Origin of the sequence: Nonomuraea sp. NPDC003709, assembly GCF_040610775.1 — a bacterium.
Classification (GTDB): Bacteria; Actinomycetota; Actinomycetes; order Streptosporangiales; family Streptosporangiaceae; genus Nonomuraea; species Nonomuraea angiospora_A.
This window is the reverse complement of sequence record NZ_JBEXMW010000014.1, coordinates 160,741-182,814: the sequence shown is the minus strand read 5'-3', so window position 1 is coordinate 182,814 and position 22,074 is coordinate 160,741. Positions and strand designations below refer to the sequence as shown.

Annotated in this window: 19 protein-coding genes; 14 read left to right on the top strand and 5 right to left on the bottom strand. The window is 74.3% G+C overall.

Translation table 11 applies throughout. From position 1 onward, the window contains the following. Positions 1-72: 72 nt before the first annotated feature. Together ABZX61_RS36680 and ABZX61_RS36675 are read right to left on the bottom strand one after the other, a co-directional pair. The gene (locus ABZX61_RS36680) at positions 73-1,200 is read right to left on the bottom strand and encodes a TIM barrel protein (RefSeq protein ID WP_355200776.1); all 1,128 of its coding nucleotides are present in this window, start codon (positions 1,198-1,200) and stop codon (positions 73-75) included. Between the two features lie 128 nt (positions 1,201-1,328). Further along, positions 1,329-2,507, bottom strand: a complete 1,179-nt coding sequence (locus tag ABZX61_RS36675) for an ROK family transcriptional regulator (protein ID WP_355200775.1) — start codon at positions 2,505-2,507, stop codon at positions 1,329-1,331. A gap of 667 nt (positions 2,508-3,174) precedes the next feature. On the opposite strand from ABZX61_RS36675, the gene ABZX61_RS36670 reads away from it, so the two are divergent. The 7 genes from ABZX61_RS36670 to ABZX61_RS36640 are packed head-to-tail and all read left to right on the top strand — an operon-like array spanning position 3,175 to position 9,712. Continuing rightward, positions 3,175-3,852 carry a hypothetical protein gene (locus ABZX61_RS36670; RefSeq protein WP_355200773.1) on the top strand — a complete coding sequence of 226 codons (678 nt, stop codon included), beginning with the start codon at positions 3,175-3,177 and terminating at the stop codon, positions 3,850-3,852. A gap of 3 nt (positions 3,853-3,855) precedes the next feature. After that, on the top strand, positions 3,856-4,632 hold the full coding sequence (locus ABZX61_RS36665) for a glycosyltransferase family 2 protein (RefSeq protein WP_355200771.1): 777 nt from the start codon (positions 3,856-3,858) through the stop codon (positions 4,630-4,632). Then, positions 4,629-5,753 carry a 2-phospho-L-lactate transferase CofD family protein gene (locus ABZX61_RS36660; RefSeq protein ID WP_355200769.1) on the top strand — a complete coding sequence of 375 codons (1,125 nt, stop codon included), beginning with the start codon at positions 4,629-4,631 and terminating at the stop codon, positions 5,751-5,753. Before ABZX61_RS36665 ends, ABZX61_RS36660 begins: the two co-directional genes overlap by 4 nt. Further along, positions 5,750-6,511, top strand: coding sequence for an HAD family hydrolase (locus tag ABZX61_RS36655; RefSeq protein ID WP_355200767.1), 762 nt, complete (start codon positions 5,750-5,752; stop codon positions 6,509-6,511). The genes ABZX61_RS36660 and ABZX61_RS36655 overlap by 4 nt, the downstream gene beginning before the upstream one ends. After that, on the top strand, positions 6,508-7,254 hold the full coding sequence (locus ABZX61_RS36650) for an NTP transferase domain-containing protein (protein ID WP_355200765.1): 747 nt from the start codon (positions 6,508-6,510) through the stop codon (positions 7,252-7,254). The genes ABZX61_RS36655 and ABZX61_RS36650 overlap by 4 nt, the downstream gene beginning before the upstream one ends. Then, the gene (locus ABZX61_RS36645; RefSeq protein WP_355200763.1) at positions 7,242-8,480 is read left to right on the top strand and encodes a hypothetical protein; all 1,239 of its coding nucleotides are present in this window, start codon (positions 7,242-7,244) and stop codon (positions 8,478-8,480) included. Before ABZX61_RS36650 ends, ABZX61_RS36645 begins: the two co-directional genes overlap by 13 nt. After that, the gene (locus ABZX61_RS36640; protein ID WP_355200761.1) at positions 8,477-9,712 is read left to right on the top strand and encodes a glycosyltransferase family 4 protein; all 1,236 of its coding nucleotides are present in this window, start codon (positions 8,477-8,479) and stop codon (positions 9,710-9,712) included. Before ABZX61_RS36645 ends, ABZX61_RS36640 begins: the two co-directional genes overlap by 4 nt. Positions 9,713-9,734: 22 nt before the next feature. Here ABZX61_RS36640 and ABZX61_RS36635 read toward each other — a convergent pair whose 3' ends face one another. The 3 genes from ABZX61_RS36635 to ABZX61_RS36625 all read right to left on the bottom strand — a co-directional run bounded on the left by ABZX61_RS36635 (position 9,735) and on the right by ABZX61_RS36625 (position 14,806). Beyond that, the gene (locus ABZX61_RS36635; RefSeq protein ID WP_355200759.1) at positions 9,735-10,709 is read right to left on the bottom strand and encodes a glycosyltransferase family 2 protein; all 975 of its coding nucleotides are present in this window, start codon (positions 10,707-10,709) and stop codon (positions 9,735-9,737) included. 66 nt (positions 10,710-10,775) lie between these two features. Then, the gene (locus ABZX61_RS36630) at positions 10,776-12,323 is read right to left on the bottom strand and encodes a carboxylesterase family protein (protein ID WP_355200757.1); all 1,548 of its coding nucleotides are present in this window, start codon (positions 12,321-12,323) and stop codon (positions 10,776-10,778) included. Next, positions 12,320-14,806: a glycoside hydrolase family 3 N-terminal domain-containing protein gene (locus ABZX61_RS36625; RefSeq protein ID WP_355200755.1), complete on the bottom strand. Its 2,487-nt coding sequence runs from the start codon at positions 14,804-14,806 to the stop codon at positions 12,320-12,322. Before ABZX61_RS36625 ends, ABZX61_RS36630 begins: the two co-directional genes overlap by 4 nt. Positions 14,807-15,072: 266 nt before the next feature. On the opposite strand from ABZX61_RS36625, the gene ABZX61_RS36620 reads away from it, so the two are divergent. The 7 genes from ABZX61_RS36620 to ABZX61_RS36590 all read left to right on the top strand — a co-directional run bounded on the left by ABZX61_RS36620 (position 15,073) and on the right by ABZX61_RS36590 (position 22,038). After that, the gene (locus tag ABZX61_RS36620) at positions 15,073-15,948 is read left to right on the top strand and encodes an IclR family transcriptional regulator (protein WP_355200754.1); all 876 of its coding nucleotides are present in this window, start codon (positions 15,073-15,075) and stop codon (positions 15,946-15,948) included. Positions 15,949-16,020: 72 nt separating this feature from the next. Continuing rightward, a complete protein-coding gene (locus ABZX61_RS36615; RefSeq protein ID WP_355200753.1) occupies positions 16,021-17,799 on the top strand; it encodes an aldehyde ferredoxin oxidoreductase C-terminal domain-containing protein in 1,779 nt (592 codons plus the stop codon). Positions 17,800-17,886: 87 nt separating this feature from the next. Then, a complete protein-coding gene (locus ABZX61_RS36610) occupies positions 17,887-18,645 on the top strand; it encodes an SDR family NAD(P)-dependent oxidoreductase (protein WP_355200751.1) in 759 nt (252 codons plus the stop codon). Between the two features lie 2 nt (positions 18,646-18,647). Next, complete coding sequence (locus ABZX61_RS36605; protein WP_355200749.1) at positions 18,648-19,988, top strand: adenylosuccinate lyase family protein; 1,341 nt, start codon at positions 18,648-18,650, stop codon at positions 19,986-19,988. Next, complete coding sequence (locus tag ABZX61_RS36600; protein WP_355200747.1) at positions 19,981-20,928, top strand: thiamine pyrophosphate-dependent dehydrogenase E1 component subunit alpha; 948 nt, start codon at positions 19,981-19,983, stop codon at positions 20,926-20,928. Before ABZX61_RS36605 ends, ABZX61_RS36600 begins: the two co-directional genes overlap by 8 nt. Further along, positions 20,921-21,904, top strand: coding sequence for a transketolase C-terminal domain-containing protein (locus ABZX61_RS36595; protein ID WP_355200745.1), 984 nt, complete (start codon positions 20,921-20,923; stop codon positions 21,902-21,904). The genes ABZX61_RS36600 and ABZX61_RS36595 overlap by 8 nt, the downstream gene beginning before the upstream one ends. Continuing rightward, positions 21,901-22,038, top strand: coding sequence for a hypothetical protein (locus ABZX61_RS36590; RefSeq protein ID WP_355200743.1), 138 nt, complete (start codon positions 21,901-21,903; stop codon positions 22,036-22,038). Before ABZX61_RS36595 ends, ABZX61_RS36590 begins: the two co-directional genes overlap by 4 nt. Positions 22,039-22,074 lie beyond the last annotated feature (36 nt).

The window sequence follows — 22,074 nt, the reverse complement described above, 5'->3', positions numbered from 1 at the left end:
TCATGATCCGGGCCGCCACGCCTGCCGCTGCAACGGCAGGGATCGCGTGGCGGTCCGGCGTTGTGGTGGGGGTCAGCCGCGCAGGGCGGCCATGTTGCGGTAGCTGAGCTCGGCGTACTGCAGCGACTGGCCCGGGTCCGTGCCGGGCGCGTTGTCCTGCTCGTACATCGGGTTGTGCAGGCCCCTGGAGCGGAGCCGGCCGAAGAAGCGGGAGTAGTCGATGTCCCCGGCCCCGAACGGCACCATGTCGTAGCCGTTGGCGGTGCCCGGGTTGGCGGTGCCGTCCTTGGCGTGGAACAGCGGGAACCGCTTCTCCTGCGCCAGCACGGTGGCGAGCGGGTCGAAGACGTCGGTCTGCGCCGAGCCGTCGGGCGCGGTGTACGTACGGTGCTTGAACTGGGCCACGTGCGCCCAGAAGATGTCCATCTCGAAGTAGACCCGCCTGGGGTCGCTGATCCCGAAGAAGTACTCCAGCTTGCGGATGCCCGAGGAGCGGGTGGGCCGGCCCTGGTCGTCGAGCGGGCCGCTGTCGAGCAGGAACGCGTACGCCGCGTCGTGGTTGTGCGTGTAGAGCTTGACCCCGGCCCGGCAGGCGAGCTCGCCGAGCGCGTTCCACTTCTCCGCCGCCACGTCCCAGTCGGCCTTGTACGCGCTGCCCGTCGGGTCGGAGCCGGTGCCCACGTGGTCCAGGCCGAGGATGTTCGCGATCTCCAGCACCTGCTTGAACCGGTCGAGGTCGGCGGTGCTCAGCGGCCACGAGGCCGGGATGAAGCCGTGGTTGCCCTCGGCCCGCAGCCCGTTGTCGTCGAGCCAGCTCCGCAGCAGCCGGGCGCCCTCGACGGTCTCCAGGTTCGCGCCGCCCTCGGCGTTGGCGTGCTGCCGGTACCCGGCGAACTCGACCTGCTGGTAGCCGATGCGCGCGAGCGCCTCGAACACGCGGCGGAAGCCGGACGGCAGGGTCGTGGACGCCGGGTCGCGGCCGATCGCGTCGCGGACGGTGTAGAGGATGATGCCGCGCTTGCCCGGCGGGATCAGCGGCCGGTTCCACCCGCCCTGGGCCTGCACGGGGTCGGCGGCGGCGGGCTGGGCGAGGGGGACGGCGGCCGCGGCGGCGATGCCGGCGGTGGCCGCGAAGAGACGGCGGCGGCTCAGGCCGAACGTGCGGCGGAGCGCCTCTTCCTGCTCATGGAGCTGGCTCACGCGTGTTTCCCTTTCTCGAGGGACGCGTGCGCCGACCACGTCACGGCGTAACTGTGCCCGGCTCCACGAACATGCCACCGCGCGGGGAGCCTGCGACGATCAATTGTTACTACGCCGCGCAGAAGCGGTCAATGGTGCCCGAAAGCCTGATCGATGGCGTCCGGCGCGAGCACGTGGTCGACGACCATGACGGCGGCTCCGACGACGCCCGCCCGGTCGCCGAGCCGGCTCGACCTGATGCCGAGGTGCTGGGTGGCCAGCGGGAGCGACCGGCTGTAGATCGTCTCCCTGACCCCCGCCAGCACCTGCTCGCCCGCCTCGGCGACGTCCCCGCCGATGACGATGAGCGAGGGGTTGAAGAAGTTCACGATCGAGGCCATCACGGCGCCGACCTCGCGGCCGGCCTGCCTGACGAGCCGCGTGGCGCGCAAATCGCCCGCGCGCATCAGCGCCACCACGTCCCGGCTGCCGTGCGCGTCGACCCCGGCGGCGCGCAGCTGCGCGGCCATGGACGCGCCGCCCGCGACCGCCTCCAGGCAGCCGGTGTTCCCGCACCTGCAGGGCGCCTCGGACGCCGGGACCCGGATGTGGCCGACGTCCCCCGCGGCGCCCTGCGCGCCCCGGTGCAGCCGGCCGCCGGAGATGATGCCGCAGCCGATCCCGGTGCCGATCTTGATGAAGATCAGGTGGTCGATCTCGGGCCCGGCGGCCCAGTGCTCGCCGAGCGCCATGATGTTCACGTCGTTGTCGGCCAGCACCGGCGCGCCGAGCCGCGACCCGAGCCATCCGGGCACGTCGAAGCCGTCCCAGCCGGGCATGATCGGCGGGTTCACCGGCCGTCCCGACGCGTGCTCCACCGGCCCGGGCAGCCCGACGCCGACCCCGCACACCTGGTCGAGGTCATACCCGGCGTCGGCCAGCAGCTCGCGGAAGGCGGTGGCGACCCACTCCAGGGTGGGCTCGGGCCCCCGGTCGACGGACAGGTCTGCGGCCCGTTCGGCGAGGACGGTCATGCCGAGGTCGAGCACGGCCAGGCGGGCGCGGGTGGCGCCCAGGTCGGCCGCGAGCACCACCCGCGCGCCCTCGTTGAACGCGAACACGGCCGCCGGGCGGCCCCCGGAGGAGATCGAGTCGTCGGCGGCCACCACCCAGCTCCCGGCGATCAGCGCGTCGAGCCGCTGCGACACGGTGGACCTGGACAGGCCGGTGAGCTGGGCCAGCTCGCCGCGGGTGCGCGCCCGCCCGTCCCGGAGGATCGCCAGCAGCGCCCCCGCTCCGGCGCTCTGGCCGTTGGATCCCGTTGTCATGGGTACTACCTTACTTCGATGATCGGCCGACTTATGTTGACAGAAACGAAAAGCCCGATCTATCGTCGCGAAATATGTCGGACATATGTGGGCAACAGCCCACATATCGTGAGATCGTCCGGCAATTCCCGAGCTCCGGCCCGGGATCAACGCTCTACGCCTTGGAGGATTCGGTCCGGCCCTCGCCCGCCGTCGCGCCGAGACGCGGGCCCCGCAGGGATGCCACCCGGCCGGATCCTCCACAGGGCCTGGTTCCGGCGATCCGGAAACCAGTGTTTCGGGCCCAGAATGCGGACCAGGCGCGGGAGCGCTCCCAAGCCTATCAGACCCCGCTTGAACTGCACACATGCCCATAAATTCTGAAATTTTCCCAATTGAGGGGCGGCTAACGGCTGGCGCAATCACGTCGAGAGCGAGGGCTTGACATCCCAGGCAGGCCCGCCCGTGCCGATTCGCGAGTAAAACGTTCCAGATTTCCAGATACCTTGAAGTAAGGGTGATGAGCTGGGCTTTTGCCCCTTCACTACGGTTAGTCAATAGGCCAGACAATTCCGGCGGGTCCGATATTTGGTATTGAGGCCACCATTGCGGGCGCAGGTGCCATACTGCGTTTGGGAGCGCTCCCGCGAGCGCGTTCCCCCATGACGCCCCTCCACGAGGACCGGCAGTGAACCATCCCGACCCCCTTCTCGACGCCCGGCGCCCATGGGCCGCGCACATCTGGTGGATCGCCCTGGCCATCGGGGCGGCCGGCTTCGCCTTCGTCTGGCTGGCCACCCCGCACGCCCGGGAGATCGGCGCCGCCTGGCAGCTCGTGGCCAAGCTGCTCGCCTTCGCCTTCCTGTGCTGCGCGATCGCGTTCTTCCCGTGGGTGTCGCCACGCCTGCACTGGCTGCTGTACGCCCCGTTCGTCTTCCTGACCGGCTACCTGATCCCGCGGATCAGCTGGTTCTACTACGGCGACGGCGCTCGGGCGTACGGCGACGGCTTCTACACCCATCTCTACCTGCTGCTCTACCCGGGGATCGTGCTCACCGCCGCCGCCGCGTACCGGATCGGCGGCGGCTCCCCCGGCCGCTGCCTGAAGATCATGGCCACGGGGGTGCTGATCGTGTTCTCGGGATTCCTGGACGTGATGTGGCAGGTGGTCAACCCGGTGCCGATCCCCGAGCGCATCGACGCCCCGCACATCAACCTGTTCACCGGCGGGCCGATCACGTTCGGCGCGGCGATCTGGTTCACGCTGGCGCACGTCCCCCTGATCGTGGGCGTCAACCTGCTTCCCCTTGACCGCTGGATCGCGCGCCTGACGGGAGCCGGCGCGGATGCCACCCGGAGGAGGTGACCCTTGCCGAACGCGCCTGACGCGGCGCCCCTCATCGACATCTCGGTAGCGGCGCCCGCGTACAACGAGGCGGACAACATCGCGGCCGCGGTGACGGAATGGCGGGACTACCTGGAGCGTAACCCGGCGATCGGCGCCTGGGAGATCGTCGTGTGCGACGACGGCAGCGCCGACGCGACCGGGAGGATCCTGGAGGGCCTGCGGGCGGAGTGCCCGCGGCTCGTCGTCGTCACGTTCGAGCGCAACCGGGGCGCGGGTGCCGCCATCGCGGCCGCGATCGCGCGTACCCGGATGAACTGGGTCGTGCTGCTCGACTCCGACGGCCAGTTCCCGATCGCGAACCTGGACCGGTTCATCGAGCGCATCCGGGCCGGGGCGGGGCTCGCGTTCTCGGGCGCCCGGATCAGGAAGGCCGACAGCCTGCCGTACCGGTGGGGGTCGGCGGCCAGCGGCGCGGTCAGCAACCTGCTGCACCGCACCCGCTACCGCGACTTCAACTCGATCTTCAAGGTGGTGCACGGGCCGCTGTTCCGCGCGCTGCCGCTGGAGTCGGCCGGGATGAACTGCTCGACCGAGATCACCGCCCGCGTCGCCGAGCTGGGCCACGCGTGGGTGGAGCTGCCGATCGAGCACCGCGAGCGGGGCGGCGGCAGCCGGGGCTGGCGGTTCTGGCGGGGGGCGCGCGACCGGGCCCTGTTCGTCGGCTACCTCGGGCTGCGCCACTGGCTGCTGCGGCGCGGCGTGCTGCGGGTCCCCGCGGGCCACGAGGAGGTCCGGTGAGGGTCGCCATGTTCAGCGGCGGGCGCGGCGCGGCGGGGATCGCCCGCGCCCTCCTGCGGGTGCCGGGGCTGGAGCTGTCCCTGCTGATCAACGGGTACGACAACGGGCTGTCCACCGGCGCGCTGCGCCGCTACCTGCCGGGCATGCTCGGCCCCTCGGACTTCCGCAAGAACCTCCTGCTCCACCTGGACCCCGGCGACCCCCGGCGCGAGCTGCTCGAACGCCGCCTGCCGGCCGGGACCACGGCCGCGGACCTGGCGCGGCTGGCGGACGGGCCGCTGGACTACCGGATCGCGCGGGAGCTGCGGGTGTTCGCCGGGCGGCTGCGCGCCGAGCCGGACGGGCTCGACCTGGCCGGCTGCGCGCTGGGCAACCTGGTGCTCGCGGGGGCGTACCTGCGGCTGGGCGAGGACTTCAACGCGGCGGTACGCGCGTGCGCGCACACGTTCGGGTCGCCGGCGCGGCTGCTCAACGTGACGGGCGGCGAGAACGCGTTCCTGGTCGCGCTCAAGGCGGACGGGCGGGTGCTGGCCGACGAGGCCGACATCGTCGCGCCGCAGGACGCGGTGGCCATCACCGGGCTGTTCCTGCTGCGCGAGCCGCCCGGCCCGGACGAGCTCTCCGGGTCGCCGGAGCTGCTCGCGCGGCGCGCCGCCACGGTCACGCCCAGCCCCGAGGCGCTGGCGGCCGTCCGGGACAGCGACCTCATCGTGTACGGCCCGGGCACGCCGCACTCGTCGCTGCTGCCCAGTTACCTGACGCCGGGGCTGGCCGGGGCGGTCGCGGAGAGCCGGGCCGCGGCCAGGGTGTTCGTCGTCAACCTCGGGGGCGACCACGACATCCAGGGGCTGACCGCCACCGACCTGGTAGACCGCACGCTGACGTACCTGGGCGACCCGGGCAACGAGCGGCGCACGATCACGCACGTGCTCAGCCGCCGGGGCGGATCCGGGGGTCCCGCCGTGCCGCTCGGGGTCGTGGAGCGCGGCTGCTGGGCGGGGGCCCGCTGGATCGGCGCGGACGTCGAGGACGCCGGGCGTCCCGGCACGCACGACGGCCCGCGCACGGCCGCGGCGCTGCGGGCCGTGCTCGGCGAGATCCCGCTGGCACGGGCCGGATGAGCGGCCCCGCGGGCGCCGCACCCGGCGCCGTCCAGAAGGCCGCCGCACCCGGCGCCACCCGGGGAAGCGCCGTCGGCGCCGGTGCGCCGGTCGCGGGGCCGGTCGCGGGGCCGGTCGCGAGGCTGGTGGCCGGGCGGCGGGTGTGGTTGTGCGATCTCGACGGGACGCTCGTGGACTCCTTCCCCGCGCACGAGGCCGCGTTCCGGCAGGCCGTCGCCGAGCTCGTACCGGCCGCCCTCCCGTCCTTCCGGTACGCCGACCACGCGGGCGCGAGCACCGCCGAGGTCGCCGCGCTCCTCACCGGGGACCGGGACGTGGCGGCCCGGCTGGCGCGGCGCAAGCAGGCGCTCTACCGGGAGTTCGTGGCGGCGGGCCGGGTCCGGCCGTTCCCGGGGGCGCGCCGGCTGCTCGACCGGCTGGCGGCGCGGGGACGGGTGGCGTACCTGGTCACCGCCGGCAGCCGGGGGTCGGTGGAGCGGGTGCTGGCGGGCTCGTCGCTGGGGGCGTGCTTCCGCGACGTGCTCACCGCCGACGACGTTCCGGTGAGCAAGCCGGACCCGGAGTTCTACGGCCTGGCCTGCCGCCGCTGGGGCGTCGATCCGGCCGAGGCCGTGGTGCTGGAGGACTCCGCCCACGGGGTGGCCTCCGCCGTCGGCGCCGGCCTGGCGACGCTGCACGTCCACACCACCGAGCCCGCCCCCGGCGCGGTCGCGGTGCGCGGGCTGGAGGACATCGTGTCCCTGCTGGAGGACAAGTGACTGTTTGTGCGGTGATCCCGGCGGCGGGGCGGGGGACGCGGCTGGGCCAGGGGGTTCCGAAGATCATGATCGAGGTGGCCGAGGGTGTCACCGTGTGGCACCTGCTGCTGCGGCGGCTGCGGCCGTGGACGCGGCACGTGCACGTCGTCGTCTCCCCCGACGGCGAGGGCCCGTTCCGGGAGCTCGCCGCGGGGGAGATCGCCGCGGGCGCGGTGTCGGTGAGCGTGCAGGAGCGGCCGACCGGCATGGGGGACGCGATCTTCGGTGCCGCCGCGCACTGGGCGGCGTACGAGACGATCCTGGTGGTCTGGGGCGACCAGGCCAACCTCTCCCCCGCGACCGTGCGCGACGTCCTGGCCGCCCACCCGGGCGAGGGGCTGACGCTGCCGCTGGTGCCGATGGCCGATCCGTACGTGGAGTACGAGCTGGACGGGGACGGGCTCGTACGCGTGCGGCAGTCCCGCGAGGGCGACGAGTGCCGTCCCGGCGGGCTCAGCGACGTCGGCGTGTTCTGCCTGGCCACCGGCGGGCTGCGGCAGGCGTGGGAGCGGTACGCGGCCGGGGCGGCGGCGGGCGCGGCCACCGGCGAGGTGAACTTCCTGCCGTTCCTGACGCACCTGTCGCGGGCCGAAGGGCGGCCGGTGACCGTCGTGCCGGTGGCGGACGCGGCCGAGGCGCGCGGGATCAACACTCCGGAGGACCTGGAGTTCGCGCGGCGGGCGTACCAGCGGTGCGGCTCCTGAAGTCCCGCACGGCGCGCCTGCGCCCGGTGGCGGGGCCGACGCTGGTGAGCACGGTGGCCAGCGGCACGGCGGCGGCGACCACGCTGGTCATCGCGCGGGGCGCGGGGGCGAGCGCGTTCGGCCAGTTCACGGTGGTGCTGTCGATCGCGCTGATCGTCACCGTCGGGATGCTGACGAGCCTGCACTACGTGATGCTGCAGGAGCTGCCCCGGGCCGAGCCGGGGCGGCGGGCCGAGCTGGTGGCGACGGCGCTGCCGGCCACGCTGGCGGTCAGCGCCGGGCTGGCCGCGCTGGGCCTGCTGGCGGCGCCGCTGCTCACGGCCGCGCTGAACGTGGACACGCGCACGCTCGCCTTCGGGCTGGCGCTGGCGGCGTCGATGACGGTGAACCAGCTCACCGAGAGCTTCCTGCGCGGGCTGAAGCGCTTCGCCTTCGTGGCGGGGCTCAAGCTGGCCATCGCGGTCGTGTACCTGGGCTCCGCCGCATACTGCCTGCTGGTGCTGGGGATCAGGGAGGCCGAGCCGTACCTGGTCGCGCTGATCGCCACGAACGTGGCGTTCGCCGTGGCGGCGCTGGCGGCGGTGCGGGTGCGGCCGGGGCTCTGGTCGGCGCGGCTGGCCCGGTCGCTGTACCGGCACGGCATGTACGTGACCGTCATCGCCGCGCTCACCGGCGTGCTCTTCGGCGTCGACGTGATCTTCCTGAACCACTGGGCGGGCCCGGCCGAGGTCGGCGTGTACTCGGTCTACAACGGCTTCCCCAAGCGGCTGCTGGGCGTGGTGTTCACCGACGGGGTCGGGCTGGTGCTGCTGCCGGCGATGGCCACCATGGACAAAGCGCTGCTGATGCGGCGGATCGCCCGGCTGGTTCCGGCGGTCGCCGGGGTCACGGCGGTGTTCTCGTTCGCCGCGAGCACGGTGTTCTTCCGGGTGATGGGCGGCGAGTACCCGTACTCGCTGGGCCTGATGGCGCTGTCGGCGCTGGGCATCGGCGCGCACACGGCGTTCAACCTGTACTCGGTCGCCCTGTCCATGGACGGGGTGCGCGGGGCCAGGGTGCTCATCGGCTGCCTGGCCGCGGGGACGCCGCCCGCCCTGGCCGTGCTGGCGGCCTGCATCCACCGGCAGGGGCTGGCGGGCGGGCTCGCCGGCTTCGCGCTGGCCAACCTCGTCCTGCTGGCCGTCGTGGCCGTGGCGGCCGCCCGCGTCTACCGGAGCCCCCGATGAGAATCGCCTGCGTCGTCAACCAGTTCCCGCCGAACGTCACCGCCGGGCTGGGCAGGTACGCCGAGCTGATCACCCCGTACCTGGCCCGCGGCCACGAGCTGACCGTGTACACGACGAACGACGGCCGCCTGCCGGTGGACGAGATCGTGGACGGCGTCCGCGTGCACCGGCCGCGCGGCTCCCTGCTCGGGGGAAGGCGGCTCAACCGCACCAGGCGCTCGGAGTTCCTGCTGCTCGCGCTGAACGTCGTGGTCAGCAACTGGCGCTACTTCCTGCGGCTGCGCCGCCGCCGGGAGCGGCCCGACCTGGTCGCCGTGCACGACTCGACGAACTTCCTGTCGGGCCTGCTCTGCCACTACGTGCTGCGGCTGCCGGTGGTCTTCCACGTGCACACCACGGAGTACGGCGTCGCGCCGCAGCGCAGCATCTCCGACCCGCTGAAGGTGTTCGCGGCGCTGGAGCGGTGGCTGGCCCGGGTCGCCCGGCGGGTGGTGGTGGCCACGCCGGAGGTGCGCGACCAGCTCGTGGCCGCCGGGTGGGCCCGGACGCCCATCGACGTGGTGCCGCTGGGCGGGACGTACGAGGCGGTGCTCCCGTCGCTGGACCGCGACGCGCTGCGGGCCGGGGCGGCGGCCCTGCGCGGGCGGCTGGGGCTGGCGGAAGGGGACCCGGTGCTGCTGTTCGTGGGCAGGATCGAGCGGCAGAAGGGCGTCTACCAGCTGCTGGAGGCGATGCGGGCGGCCGCCGGGGCGGTGCCGGGGCTGCGGCTGGTGATCCTCGGCGAGGGGGACGTCGAGGGCGTCGAGCGGATCGTCGCCGCGACGGGGCTGCGGGGGCGGGTGCTGGTCCCGGGGCGGTTCGTCGGGGGGCGGGAGCTGCTGGAGTACTACGAGCTGGCCGCGGCGTGCGTGTTCCCGTCGCTGTTCGAGCCGTTCGGGCTGGTGGCGACCGAGGCGATGGCGATGGGCCGGGCGACGATCCTGGGGGACGGCTTCTCCCGGGTCTTCCTCGGCCCGGACCCGGACCGGCCCGCGGCGTACGTCGTGCGGGCGGGCGAGCCCGCCGACATCGCGCGGGCCGTGATCGAGGTGATGTCCGACGCGGCACTGCGGCGGGGGCTGGCCGAGCGGGGCGAGCGGTTCGTCAGGGAGAGCCTCAGCTGGTCGCGCGCCGCCGCCGGGACGGCCGAGGTCTACCGGACGGCGGTGCAGGCCGGGCGGCAGCTCCGCTGACCACGTGTGCCGCGCGGCCGGGTCATGCGGGAGCGCCGCCCTTGAGCACGCGCAGGGAGCCCACCGCGAGGCCGGTGACGAGCACCACGTGGACCGCCAGGTGGACGGCCATGAAGTAGGCGGTGAAGGCCGCCCCCCGCTCCCGGTGCACGAACCGCAGCAGCCGCGGATCGGCCACCACGAACCACCCCACCAGCGCGACCGGCACCGCGAACAGGCCGGGATGCACCAGCCCCAGCGGCAGGGACGCCAGCGCGAGCGCGCAGGCGAGGATGCCGGCCCGGCTGTTGGCGTTCTCGGGCTTGGCCGCGCCGCGCCTGGCCGTGGCCAGGGCGAGCGGGATCAGCGGCAGCGCGCGCCGCCACTGCTCGGCGAGCACCGGCAGGAACCGGTGCCCCTCGTCGTGGCGGCCCATCACCGCGTCGGTCAGCAGGATCCTGGTGCGCACGGCCAGGCGGCTGCTGTACTCCACGTCCTCGCTGTCGCGCAGGCCCTCGTCGAGCCGGCCCGCCTCCAGCCACACCGAGCGGCGGATCGCGGCCAGCGCGAACACGACGCTGTTGACCTCGCCGAGGTGCCTGCGCCGCCAGTGGACCTGGTGGAGCAGGCGATACCACTCGACCGGGCCGTCGTCGATGAGCGGCTCGGTGTCGTAGACGCCGTGGACGCAGCCGACCCCGGGATCCTCCTCCAGGATCCGGACGGCGCCCGCTACCGCGTCCGGGCGTAACGCCACGTCGCTGTCGAGAAAGAAGATCACGTCGCCGGTGGTGCTCTCCACCCCGGCGTTCCTGGCCGCCGAGACGCCGCGGTTGTCGGGGAGCCGGACGACCCGGCAGCCCAGCTCCTCGGCGATGGCCCGGGAGCCGTCGTCGCTGGCGTCGTCCACCACGACGATCTCGTCGGGCGGCCGGGTCTGGGACAGCGCCGACTCCAGGCACAGGCGCAGGGTCCTGGCCGCGTTGTAGCACGGCACGATCAGGGAAACTCTCGTCACGGGGGCCGCCCTTCGCGAGTCCTTGAACCTCCATGATCTCGCGGCCGGCCCCCGCGGCGCATCATCTCAGCCGGCCTCCCACAGGTCGCAGTTGTGCTCGGCGAGCATCGTGGCCAGCGGGACCGGCGTGGACTTCCCGCCCGCCCTCAGGGACATGACGAGGGAGGTCCCGTTGAAGGCCGGCCAGCGCGCCGAGTACGCGGCCCGCGGCTGCCCGCCGATCGTGAACGACCCCCAGTAGTGCACCATGTCGCGGGCCAGCCGCCGCTCCGAGGCGTCGAACGTCGGCGCGATCGGGGTGCCGTTGTCGAAGCTCGGCCACAGGTAGGCCAGCTCGGCGGCGTGCCCCGCGCCCCACTCGTAGCCGGCGGGCTCGGGGCTCAGGCCGGGGCCGGTGCGGTGGTCGAAGCGGTAGCCGTACACGCGGGTGTGGGTGGACAGGGCCTCGATGAAGCGCAGCGTCGGGCAGCCGCCGAGGCCGGCCAGGAAGCCGGAGTCGGTGAAGACGGCCGCCGCCAGGTACGCCGAGGTGAACTGGTCGGACTGCGCCGGCCACGGATACCTGGCCAGGACGGCGTCGGCGCGGTCGGGGAAGAGGCCGCGGACCCAGCCCTCGTACTGCTCCTTGGTCCAGCCGCGGGCGCCCTGCAGGAACGTGCGGCCCTCGTCGCGGTTGGCGCCGACGATCAGGGGGACCCGCTGGAAGCGGCCCGCCCGCACGGCGGTGTCGGGGTTCTCCGGCAGGGCCGGCGTGCCGTACAGGAACGAGGCGAACTGCGGCCCGTCGACCAGCTTGGCCGCGCTCAGCCCGCGCAGGCAGGCCAGGTCGGAGCAGCCGAGCGCGGTGGCGATGGAGGCGCCGGCCTGCTCGCCGTCCGCGTACGGGCGGCTGGTGCAGGACCCGCTCTGGATGATCGCGCGGGCGAACAGCCCGGCCGAGGCGGGCGAGGCGAGGTTGGCGCAGACGGAGAAGCCGCCGGCCGACTCGCCGTCGATGGTGACCTGGCGGGGGTCGCCGCCGAACGCGGCGATGTTGCGGTGCACCCAGCGCAGCGCGGCCTGCTGGTCGGCCAGGCCGTAGTTGCCGGACGTGCCCGCTTCCGCTGCCAGCAGCGGGTGGGCCAGGTAGCCGAACACGCCGAGCCGGTAGTTGACGCTCACCACGACGACGTTCTCGAGCTGGGCGATCAGGGTGCCGTCGTGCTGGTTGGCCGAGCCGTTCTGCAGGCCGCCGCCGTGGATCCAGAACAGCACGGGCAGCCGCTGCCCGGCCTTCGTGCCGGCGGGGCGGAACACGTTGAGGTAGAGGCAGTCCTCGGTCTCGGAGCGGGGGCCGTTGGTGCTGGCGGCGGCGGGGCAGCGGTTGCCCCACTGGGACGCGTCGCGCACGCCCTGCCAGGCGGGCGCCGGCCGGGGTGCCCGCCAGCGCAGGTCGCCGGTGGGCGGGGCGGCGTACGGGAGGGCGAGGAAGCGGTCGACGCCGTCCGCGCGGGCCCCGCGTACGAAGCCGGTGTCGGTACGCGCCGTCGGCCGGTCGCCGCCGGACGCGGCGGCGGGCACGGGGACGGCGGCGGCCAGGGCCGCCGCGGCGAGCGCGATCAGTAATCGTCTCAACGGACTGTGACCTCCTGACGTAGACGCAGGTCCCTGGAGGAGGACCCGACGTGGACGGTACGGCGGCCCCTCGCGAGGGTCCATCGGCCGTCCGACCAGTACTGCAGTGCGCGCAGCGGCACCGTCACGGTGACGCGGCGCCGCTCGCCGGGCGACAGCGGCACCCGGGCGAACCCGGCGAGCGCGCGGGGCGGCATCGGGACCGGCGGGCCGGGCGGCGAGCCGAGATACACCTGTGGCACCTCCACCCCGGCGCGCCGGCCGGTGTTGGCGACCGTGAAGGACACGCTGAGCCCGCCGCCCGCGGCCCGCACCGACAGGCCGTCGTACTGGAAGCGGGTGTAGGACAGGCCGTGCCCGAAGGGGAACAGCGGCTCGATGCCGTGCGCGTCGTAGTGCCGGTAGCCGACGAGCACGCCCTCGCTGTAGTCCGCGACCCCGCTCATGCCCGGGTAGCGCTCGGGCTGCGCGGTCGGCACGTCCTCGGCCCGCACGGGGAACGTCACCGGCAGCTTGCCGCCCGGGCAGGCCCCGCCGAGCAGGAGCGTGGCGGTGGCGTCGGCGCCCTCCTGGCCCGGGTACCACATCTGCAGGATCGAGCACACACTCCGCACCCACGGCATGAGCACCGGGTCGCCGGTGTTGAGCACGACCGCGGTGCGGGCGTTGGCGGCGGCGACGGCCCCGATGACCGGGTCCTGGCCGCTCGGGAGGGCGAGGGCGGCGCGGTCGGCGCCCTCGGTGCCCTCGTTGAAGGCGAACACGAGCGCCGCCCGCGCCCCCTTGGCCAGCGCGGCGGCCTCGCGCAGCGCCTCCTGGCGGCGCTGCGGGGTGACCCAGGCCAGCCTGACCTGCAGCGGCGTGCCGGCGATGCCAGTGGCCGCGACGGTGACGGGCTTGGCCACCCCGGCTTCGAGGCGGACGGTCGCGCCGGCGTTCGTCAGGCCGCCGGAGGTCGCGATGAGGCTGCTGTTGCCGCCGATGAGGGCGCCGACCGAGCCGATCCTGACACCGTCGAGGGTCAGCGAGATCGAGCCGTTGAACGACGGCACTCCGCCCGCGCCCTGGATGCGCAGGTCGTAGTCGCCGGTCGCGGGCGCGGTGAGCGTGCCCGTCCACGTCCACGACGAGCCGGCGGGCAGAGCGTCCGCGCCGGTGTGGTCGACCTGGGCGGCGGCCTGCGGGGTGCCGCCCTGCTGGGCGCGCTGGAGCACCAGCGCGGAGGCGGGCACCGGGACCCCTTCCAGGTCCACGCCCGTGGCCCAGCGGATGCGGCTGCCCGGACCGGCCTGGCGGCGCAGGGCGGTCAGCGGGCTCTCGGCGTTCGCGGGGATCACCCTGGCGCTTCCTCCGCCGCCCACCAGGGGGCTGGCCGCGGTGGGGCCGATGACGACCAGGTCGGCCAGGTCGGCGCGGCCCAGCGGCAGCAGGTCCCGTTCGTTGCGCAGCAGCACGGCGCCGGCCAGCGCGATCTCCTTCGCGGTGCGGGCGCCGCCCGCCGGGTCCGGGGAGGGCCGCGGCCGGCCGCCGCCGAGCAGGCCGAACCGGTCGAGCTGGACGAGGACGCGGCGCACCGCGGTGTCCACCACCGACTCGGCCAGCTGCCCGGAGGCGACGGCGGCGGCCAGGCCCCCGTAGTTGACGCCGAAGGGCATCTCCATGTCCATCCCGGCGGTGAGCGCGGGCGCGCCGCTGTGCGTGGCGAACCAGTCGGACATCACCCAGCCGCCGAAGTGCCATTCGTCGCGCAGGATCCCGTTCAGCAGGTGCGGGTGCTCGGCGGCGTACACGCCGTTGACGTGGTTGTAGGCGGCCATGACGGCGCCCACGCCCGCCTGCACGGCGGCCTCGAAGGCCGGCAGGTAGATCTCGCGCAGGGTCCGCTCGTCCACCTTGACGTCGATCGTCTGGCGGGCGTTCTCGAAGTTGTTGGCCGCGTAGTGCTTGACCGTGGCGATGAGGCCCTCGCCCTGGATGCCGCGGATCTCGCCGGCGACGAGCGCGGCGGCCAGCAGCGGGTCCTCCCCGAGCGTCTCGAAGTTCCGGCCGGCCTGCGGCACCCGGACGATGTTGGTCATCGGCGACAGCAGGACGTCCATGCCCAGCGCGCGGCCCTCCCTGCCGATGACCGCGCCGAACCGCCGGGCGAGGTCGGGCGCGAACGTCGAGGCGAGCGCCACCGGCGCGGGCAGGGCGGTGGCGTTCGCCGTGACGCGCACCCCGGCAGGCCCGTCGGCCAGGCGGATCTCGGGGATGCCGAGGCGGGGCACGCCGGGCACGTACCCGGCCTGGCCCTTGGAGGCGGGGTCGGTGCCGCCGTGCAGCAGCGAGACCTTCTCCTCCAGCGTCAGCTGCCGCAGGAGCGCGTCGACATCCGTGCGGCGGGCGGTCCACCGTGAGGGGACCGCGGCGACGGCGGCGGCCGCGCCGAGCAGCCGGGCCGCGTCACGGCGGGTCAGCGACGGGTTGAGCGCTTCAGCCATGTGAACAGCTCCTTCGAGGAACGGGCCGACCGGCTGGGGGTCGCGCCCGCAACATATGAGCCGCGGAGAGGTTGCGTAACCGCGTTCTCCGTTGAACGGAAGACTTTTCAGAACGTCGTTCGGTGTGTTTCTGGATTGTTACCCATCGCAACAAACTCTGGGGCTTCGAGGGCTGGACCCGCAGGCAGCACGGGTTTACGTTGCCGCAAACAACATAAAAACCGGAACATCGCGGGGTGACAGGTCCGAACCGGGAGGCGGCGACCATGACCACAACCGACGACGGCCCGGCCGCGGCCACGATGCGCCGCGGCGTGCACGCGCCCGGCAGTGTCCAACAGCCGGCCAAGCAGCCGGCGGGCCGGACGGCTTCCGGAAGCGCGCGGCGGCCCGCCGGCCGGACCGTGACGAGCCGGGTCCTCAGCGTGCTCAGCGCGTTCTCCGGCGAGTGCCCCAGGCTGAGCCTGTCCGACATCAGCCGCCGCGCCTCGATGCCGTTGACGACGGCGCACCGGCTGGTCAGCGAGCTGATGTCGTGGGGCGCGCTGGAACGCGACCGCGACGGCCGCTACCAGATCGGGCTGCACCTGTGGGAGGTGGGCGCGCTGGCCCCGCGCGGGCTGGGCCTGCGCGAGGCCGCCATGCCGTTCCTGGAGGACCTGTACGAGGTCACCCACCAGCACGCCCAGCTCGCCGTCCTGGACGCGCCCGATGTGCTCTACCTGGAGCGGATCTCCGGCCGGGACGCGGTCGGCGTGCGCAGCCGGGTGGGCGGGCGCTTCCCGGCGCACGCCACCGGAGTCGGGCTGGCGCTGCTGGCCCACACGCCGCCCGCGACGCAGGAGGCGTACCTCGCCGGGCCGCTGGCGGCCTTCACCGACCGGACCATCGCGAAGCCCGGCCGGCTGCGGGGGGTGCTGGCCGAGGTGCGGCGACACGGGTACGTCATCAGCGACCGGCAGGTCACGCTGGACGCGGTGTCGGTGGCGGCCCCGGTGCGGGACGCGGCGGACGAGGTGATCGCCGCGCTGTCGGTCGTGGTGCGGGTGGGCGAGCAGCAGCCGGGCACGCTCGTGCCGGCCGTCGTCGGCGCCGCCCGCGGGCTGTCGCGCTGGCTGCAGTCGCACCCGGGGCGGCCCTGACGGGGTTGCCTTTCGCGGGTGTTGTGTGATGTGGTGCGGCTCGCTTTCCTCTTTCGCTCTGGAGGCTTGACCGTGCCGTTCATTGTGGATCTGACCAGCGGGAACGTGGAGAAGGAGCAGTACCCGGGCGAGATCGGCGGGTCCGTGCTCGGGCTGCGGCTGATGGCCGGGCGCACGCCCGCCGGGCTCGATCCGTACGATCCGCGGGCGCTGCTGTACGTGGCGGCCGGGGTGCTGGGCGGGACGGCGGCGCCGGGGCTGGCCAAGGCGGTGTTCCTGGCGAAGTCGCCGCTGACGGGGGTGGCCGGGGAGTCCCACGCGCTCGGGCCGTTCGCGGCGGGCCTGCGCGGGGCGGGCGCCAAGGCGCTGGCCGTCACGGGGCGGGCCGCGCGGCCGTCCTACCTGCTCGTCCAGGACGGACGGGTGTCCCTGCACGACGCCTCGGAGCTGCGCGGGCTGGGCACGGCCGCGACGACGGACGCGCTGCGGGCGCGGCACGGCCAGGGCGCGCACGTGGCCGCGATCGGGCCGGCCGGGGAGAACCTCGTGCGGTACGCGAGCGTGGTGACCGACTACGCCTACGCCGCCGGGCGCTACGGGCTCGGCGCGGTCTTCGGGGCCAAGAACCTCAAGGCCGTCGTGTGCGTCGGCGAGAGCCCGACGGAGAGCGCGGCGGAGGTCGCCGACCCCGGGGCGATCGCCGGGCTGGCCGCCTACTACCGCGACTCGCTGGCCACGAACCCGCTGGCGGCGATCCAGGCAGGGATGCCCGGCTTCGCCGGATGGGTGGGCGATCCGCCCGCCCCCGGGTACGCCGCGGTGCGTAACTTCTCGGTGACCGGCGCGCACGGGCTGCGGGTCCCGTCCGCGGCCGACTACGACGGGCGCGCGGTGGCGACCACCGGGGCCTGCCCCGGCTGCCCCAACGACTGCCTCAAGGTGTACGCGCCACCGGGGCTCGCCGAGCGGCGGACCGGCGGGCTGGGGCAGGAGGCGTTCCTGTCGCTCGGCTGGAACCTCGGGATCGACGACCTCGACACCGTGCTGGCCGCCAACGCCCGCTGCAACGACCTCGGGCTGGACCCGGTCTCCCTCGGCGGCACGCTCGCGTTCGCCATGGAGTGCGCCGAGCGCGGGCTGCTCCCCGGCGGGCCCGCGTTCGGCGACCCCGAGGCGTTGCCCGGGCTGATCGACGACGTGGCGGGGCGTACGGGCGAGATGGGCGACCTGCTGGCCGAGGGTGCGGCGCGGGCGGCCGCGAAGCTCGGGCCGGCCGCGGCCCCGTACGCCATGACCGTCAAGGGCGCCGAGCTGCCCTGCTTCGACCCCCGCGTCCAGCCGGGCATCGGCCTCGGGTACGCGATCGCCCCCGGCGGGCCGCGCTACGACGCGCTGGAGCACGACCTCGACTTCGACCCAGTGGCCGGGCTGGCCTACAGCTTCGGCGAGGCCCGGCGGATCGGGGCGGAGCCCGCGCCGGTCGCCGGGCTCGACGCCGAGCGGGGCCGGCGCACCGCCCGGCTGCTGCGGCTGTGGAGCGGGCTCGACGCGCTCAACCTGTGCGTCTTCGCCTCCTCCCCCACCCGCCCGCTGACCCTCGACCACCTGAGCGCCCTGGTCACCGCCGTCCTCGGGCGGGAGTTCACCCTGGACGACCTGCTGGCGGCCGGTCAGGCGCGGCTCGACGCGATGCGCGCCTACGCGATCCGCGAGGGCGGCGGTCCCGACGAGCTGCCGGCCCGGATGCACGAGGAGCCCGTCGCCGCGGGGCCCCACGAGGGCGCGGTGCTGGACCGCGCCTCGTTCGAGCTCGCCCGGGCCGCCTTCTACGAGGAGCTCGGCTGGCGCTGATCTCCCGAAAAACGCTCTTGTCCGGTTTGCGCGGTTCGCGTTATGGTCTGGTCAATCGTTTGAACGAGAGACGGGAGACCATCGGGGATGGCTGTCACGATCGACCTGGACGGGCGGACGGCGCTCGTCACGGGCGGCGCGGGAGGGCTCGGGTTCGCGTGCGCCCGCGCGCTGGCCGACGCCGGAGCGGACGTCGTGCTCTCCGACCTGGAGGGCCCGCGGCTGAGGGAGGCGGCGGCCGAGCTGGGCGCCGAGGCCCGGCCGGCCGACCTCACCGACCCGGCGCAGGCGGCGGCGCTGGCGGGCGCCAGCGACCGGATCGACGTGCTGGTGAACTGCGCCGGGATCATGCGCACCACCCCGCTGCTCGACATCGAGCCCGGCGAGTGGCTGCGGATCGTGGACGTCAACCTCAACGCCACGTTCTGGCTCACCCAGGCCGTCGGGCGCGGGATGGCCGAGCGGGGCGGCGGCTCGATCGTGACGCTGGCCTCGGTGGCCGCCCGCTCGGGCCGCCCCAACGCCGCCCACTACTCCGCCACCAAGACGGCCCTGCTCTCCCTGACGAAGTCGGCGGCCGAGGCGCTGGCCCCCGTGCGGGTGAACGCCGTGTGCCCCGGCGTCTTCCTCACCCCCATGTGGGACGAGATCATCGCCGACCGCGACCGGCGGTTCGGCCCCGACGCGGGCGCCGGCTACCTGAAGGAGGTCAGCGAGCGCTCCCCGCTGCGCCGCCCCGGACGTCCCGAGGAGGTCGCCTCCGCGGTGCTCTTCCTGGCCAGCGACCTGGCGTCGTTCGTGACGGGCCAGGCTCTCAACGTCGACGGCGGACTGGAGATGAACTGACCGTGCGCCAGACGTTCAAGCTGCTGCCCGAGCTGTTCGGCGACGGCGCGATGACCGAGATCTTCTCCGCCGAGCGGACCGTGCTCGCCTGGCTGCGCACGGAGGCCGCGCTGGCCCGCGCCCAGGCCGAGGAGGGTGTGATCTCCGAGGCCGACGCGCGGGCCATCGAGGCGGCCTGCGTGCCGGCCAACATCGACGTCCGGCGCCTCTGGTCGGAGGCGGTCAACGTGGGCTACCCGATCCTGCCCCTCGTACGGATGATCTCCGCCGCGCTCCCCGAGGGGCCCAACGGCCGCGTCCACTACGGCGCGACCACGCAGGACATCATGGACACCGGCCTGGCCCTGCAGATGGGCGAGGCCCTCGACCACCTGCGGGCGCTGCTCGGCTCGTTCGGCGGCGCGCTGGCCCGGCTGGTGGCCGAGCACGCCGGCACCGTCGTCGCCGCCCGCACGCACGCCCAGCAGGCGGTGCCCACGACGTTCGGGGCGAAGATGGCGGTGCTGCTCGCGGAGGTGACGCGCCAGCGCGACCGGGTGGGCGAGGCGGCGCGGCGGGTGCGGGTCGTGTCGCTGTTCGGCGCGGGCGGCACGTCCGCCGCGATGGGCGAGCGCTCCAGCCAGGTGCGCGAGCGCATGGCCGGGGTGCTCGGCCTCGGCACCACCGAGGTGCCCTGGCACGTGGCCAGGGACGGCGTCGCCGAGTTCGGCGTGACCTGCGCGAGCCTGGCGGCCACGGCGGCCCGCTTCGCCCGCGAGGTCGTGGACCTGTCCAGGACCGAGGTCGGCGAGGTGCGCGAGGCGGGCGGACACCACCGCGGCGCGTCGTCCACGATGCCGCAGAAGGCCAACCCGATCGGCTGCGAGGCCGTCATCGGCATGTCCGGCACGGCGGGCGCGCTCAGCTCGGGCCTGTTCCGCGCGATGGAGGCCGGCCACGAGCGGGCCGCCGGCGAGTGGCAGGTCGAGTGGTACGTGGTGCCGCTCCTGGCCGAGCTGGCCGCGGGCGCGCTGGCCACGGCCGCCGAGGTCGCCGCCGGGCTGCGGGTCTACCCGGAGGCCATGCGGGCCAACCTGGGCGCCGAGGGCGGGCTGATCATGGCGGAGGCGTACATGATGCGGCTGGCCCCGGCGCTGGGCCGGGAACGGGCGCACGACCTGGTCTACAAGGCGGCGCACGAGGCCCGCGAGCGCGGGCGGGCGCTGGCCGACGCGCTGCGCGACGTGGCGGGACCGGACGATCTGGCGAGCCTGGGCGCGCTGCCCATCCCGCCCGAGTCCTACATCGGCGACGCCGAGGCGATCTGCGCCGCGGCGCTCGAAGCCTGGAGATGTGATGAGTGAACGCAGGCTCGCGGATTTGCTGGCCATGTGGCGGATCCGCGCGTTCGAGGAGAAGGTGCGCGACCTGCGAGCGGAAGGGCCGATCGTCGGCTCGGTGCACCTGTGCATCGGGCAGGAAGCCGTCCCGGTGGGCGCGTGCGACGTGCTGGAGCCGCACGACGCGCTGTTCGCGACCTACCGCGGGCACGGCTGGGCGCTGGCCAGGGGCGTGCCCGCGCAGGCGCTGTTCGCCGAGCTGGCGGGCCGGGCGACGGGCGTGAACGGCGGCCGGGGCGGCTCGGCGTACTTCACCGCGGCCGAGTACGGCTTCCACGGCGAGAACTCGATCGTGGGCGCGGGCGCGCCGATCGCGTGCGGGGCGGCGCTGGCCGGCCGGCACGACGGCTCGAACCGGGTGGCCGTGAGCGTCTTCGGCGACGGCGCGATGAACCAGGGCGCGGTACACGAGGCGATGAACTTCGCCGCCGCGTTCTCCCTGCCCGTGGTGTTCGTCTGCGAGAACAACCGCTACTCCGAGCTGACCCCGATCGCCGACATGGTGCACAACCCGCGCCTGGCCGACCGCGCCGCCGCGTACGGGATGCCGGGCCACCGCGTCGACGGCAACGACGTGGAGGCCGTGCGCTTCCACGTGCGCGACGCGCTGGAGGTGGCCCGCGAGGGCGGCGGGCCGACGCTGCTGGAGTGCATGACCGAGCGCCTGGTCGGCCACTACATCGGCGACGCGGAGACCTACCGGCAGCCCGGCGAGCTGGAGCGGATCGGCAGGCGCGAGCCGATCGCCCGGCTGCGCGAGGGCCTGCTCGCCGACGGGGTGCCGGCCGCCGACCTGGACGCCGTGGAGCGCGGGGCGCGGGCCGAGATGGCCTCCGCTGCCGAGCGCGCGCTGGCCGCGCCCCTCGCCGACCCCGCCACCGCAAGGGAGCACCTGTATGCCTGACCTGTCCTACGGCGAGGCCGTGAACGCGGCCCTGCACCGCCTCATGGAGGAGCTGCCGGAGACGCTGGTGTACGGCGAGGACGTCGGCGTGCCCGGCGGCGTGTTCGGCGTGACCAGGGGCCTGCGCAAGCAGTACGGGGACCGCGTGTTCGACACCCCGATCAGCGAGTCGGCGATCCTCGGCAGCGCGGTGGGCGCCGCGATGTTCGGCCGCCGCCCGATCGTCGAGATCATGTGGGCCGACTTCTCCCTCGTGGCGCTGGACCAGATCGTCAACCAGGCGGCCAACGTCCGCTACGTGTCGGGCGGGCGGCTGCGGGCCCCGCTGACCATCCGCACCCAGCAGGGCAACGCGCCGGGCGCTTGCGCGCAGCACTCGCAATGCCTGGAGGCGCTCTTCCTGCACGTGCCGGGGCTGCGGGTGTGCATGCCGAGCACGCCGCAGGACGCCTACGACCTGCTGGTGACGGCCGTGCACGGCGACGACCCGGTGCTGGTGGTCGAGAACCGCACGCTGTACTTCGGCCCGAAGGAGCCGGTCAGGACGGACGGCCCGGTCCAGCCGACGGGCGGGGCGCGCACCCGCCGCGCGGGCTCCGACGTCACGGTCGTCACCTGGGGCGCGATGACGCACCGGGTGCTGGCGGCGGCCGAGGCCCTGGCCGGCGAGGGGGTCGAGGCCGAGGTGCTGGAGACGCCGTGGCTCAACCCGTTCGACACCGGGGCCGTGATCGAGAGCGCGCGCCGCACCCGCAGGCTGGCCGTCGTCCACGAGGCGAACGTCACCGGCGGCTTCGGCGCCGAGGTCGTCGCCCGGGTCGCGGGCGCCGGGGTGGCGCTGGCCGCGCCGCCCATCCGGATCGGCGCGCCCGACGTGCGGATGCCCGCGGCGCCGGTCCTCGCGCAGTCCCTGGTCCCCGACGCCACGCGGATCATTCAGGAAGTCAAACGTTTGACCGAAGCAGGAGCACCATGAAGCAGACCTCCGAGGAGGAGTTGCTGATGCTGGCGAACGGATTCAGCGGCGGATTCAGTGGCGGATTCAGTGGCGAATTCGGCGGCGAATTCGGCGGCGAATTCGGCGAGGGAGGCGCCCACGATGCCGCCTGAGACCTCCGGGCGCTCCCGGTGGGCGGCGGGCCCTCA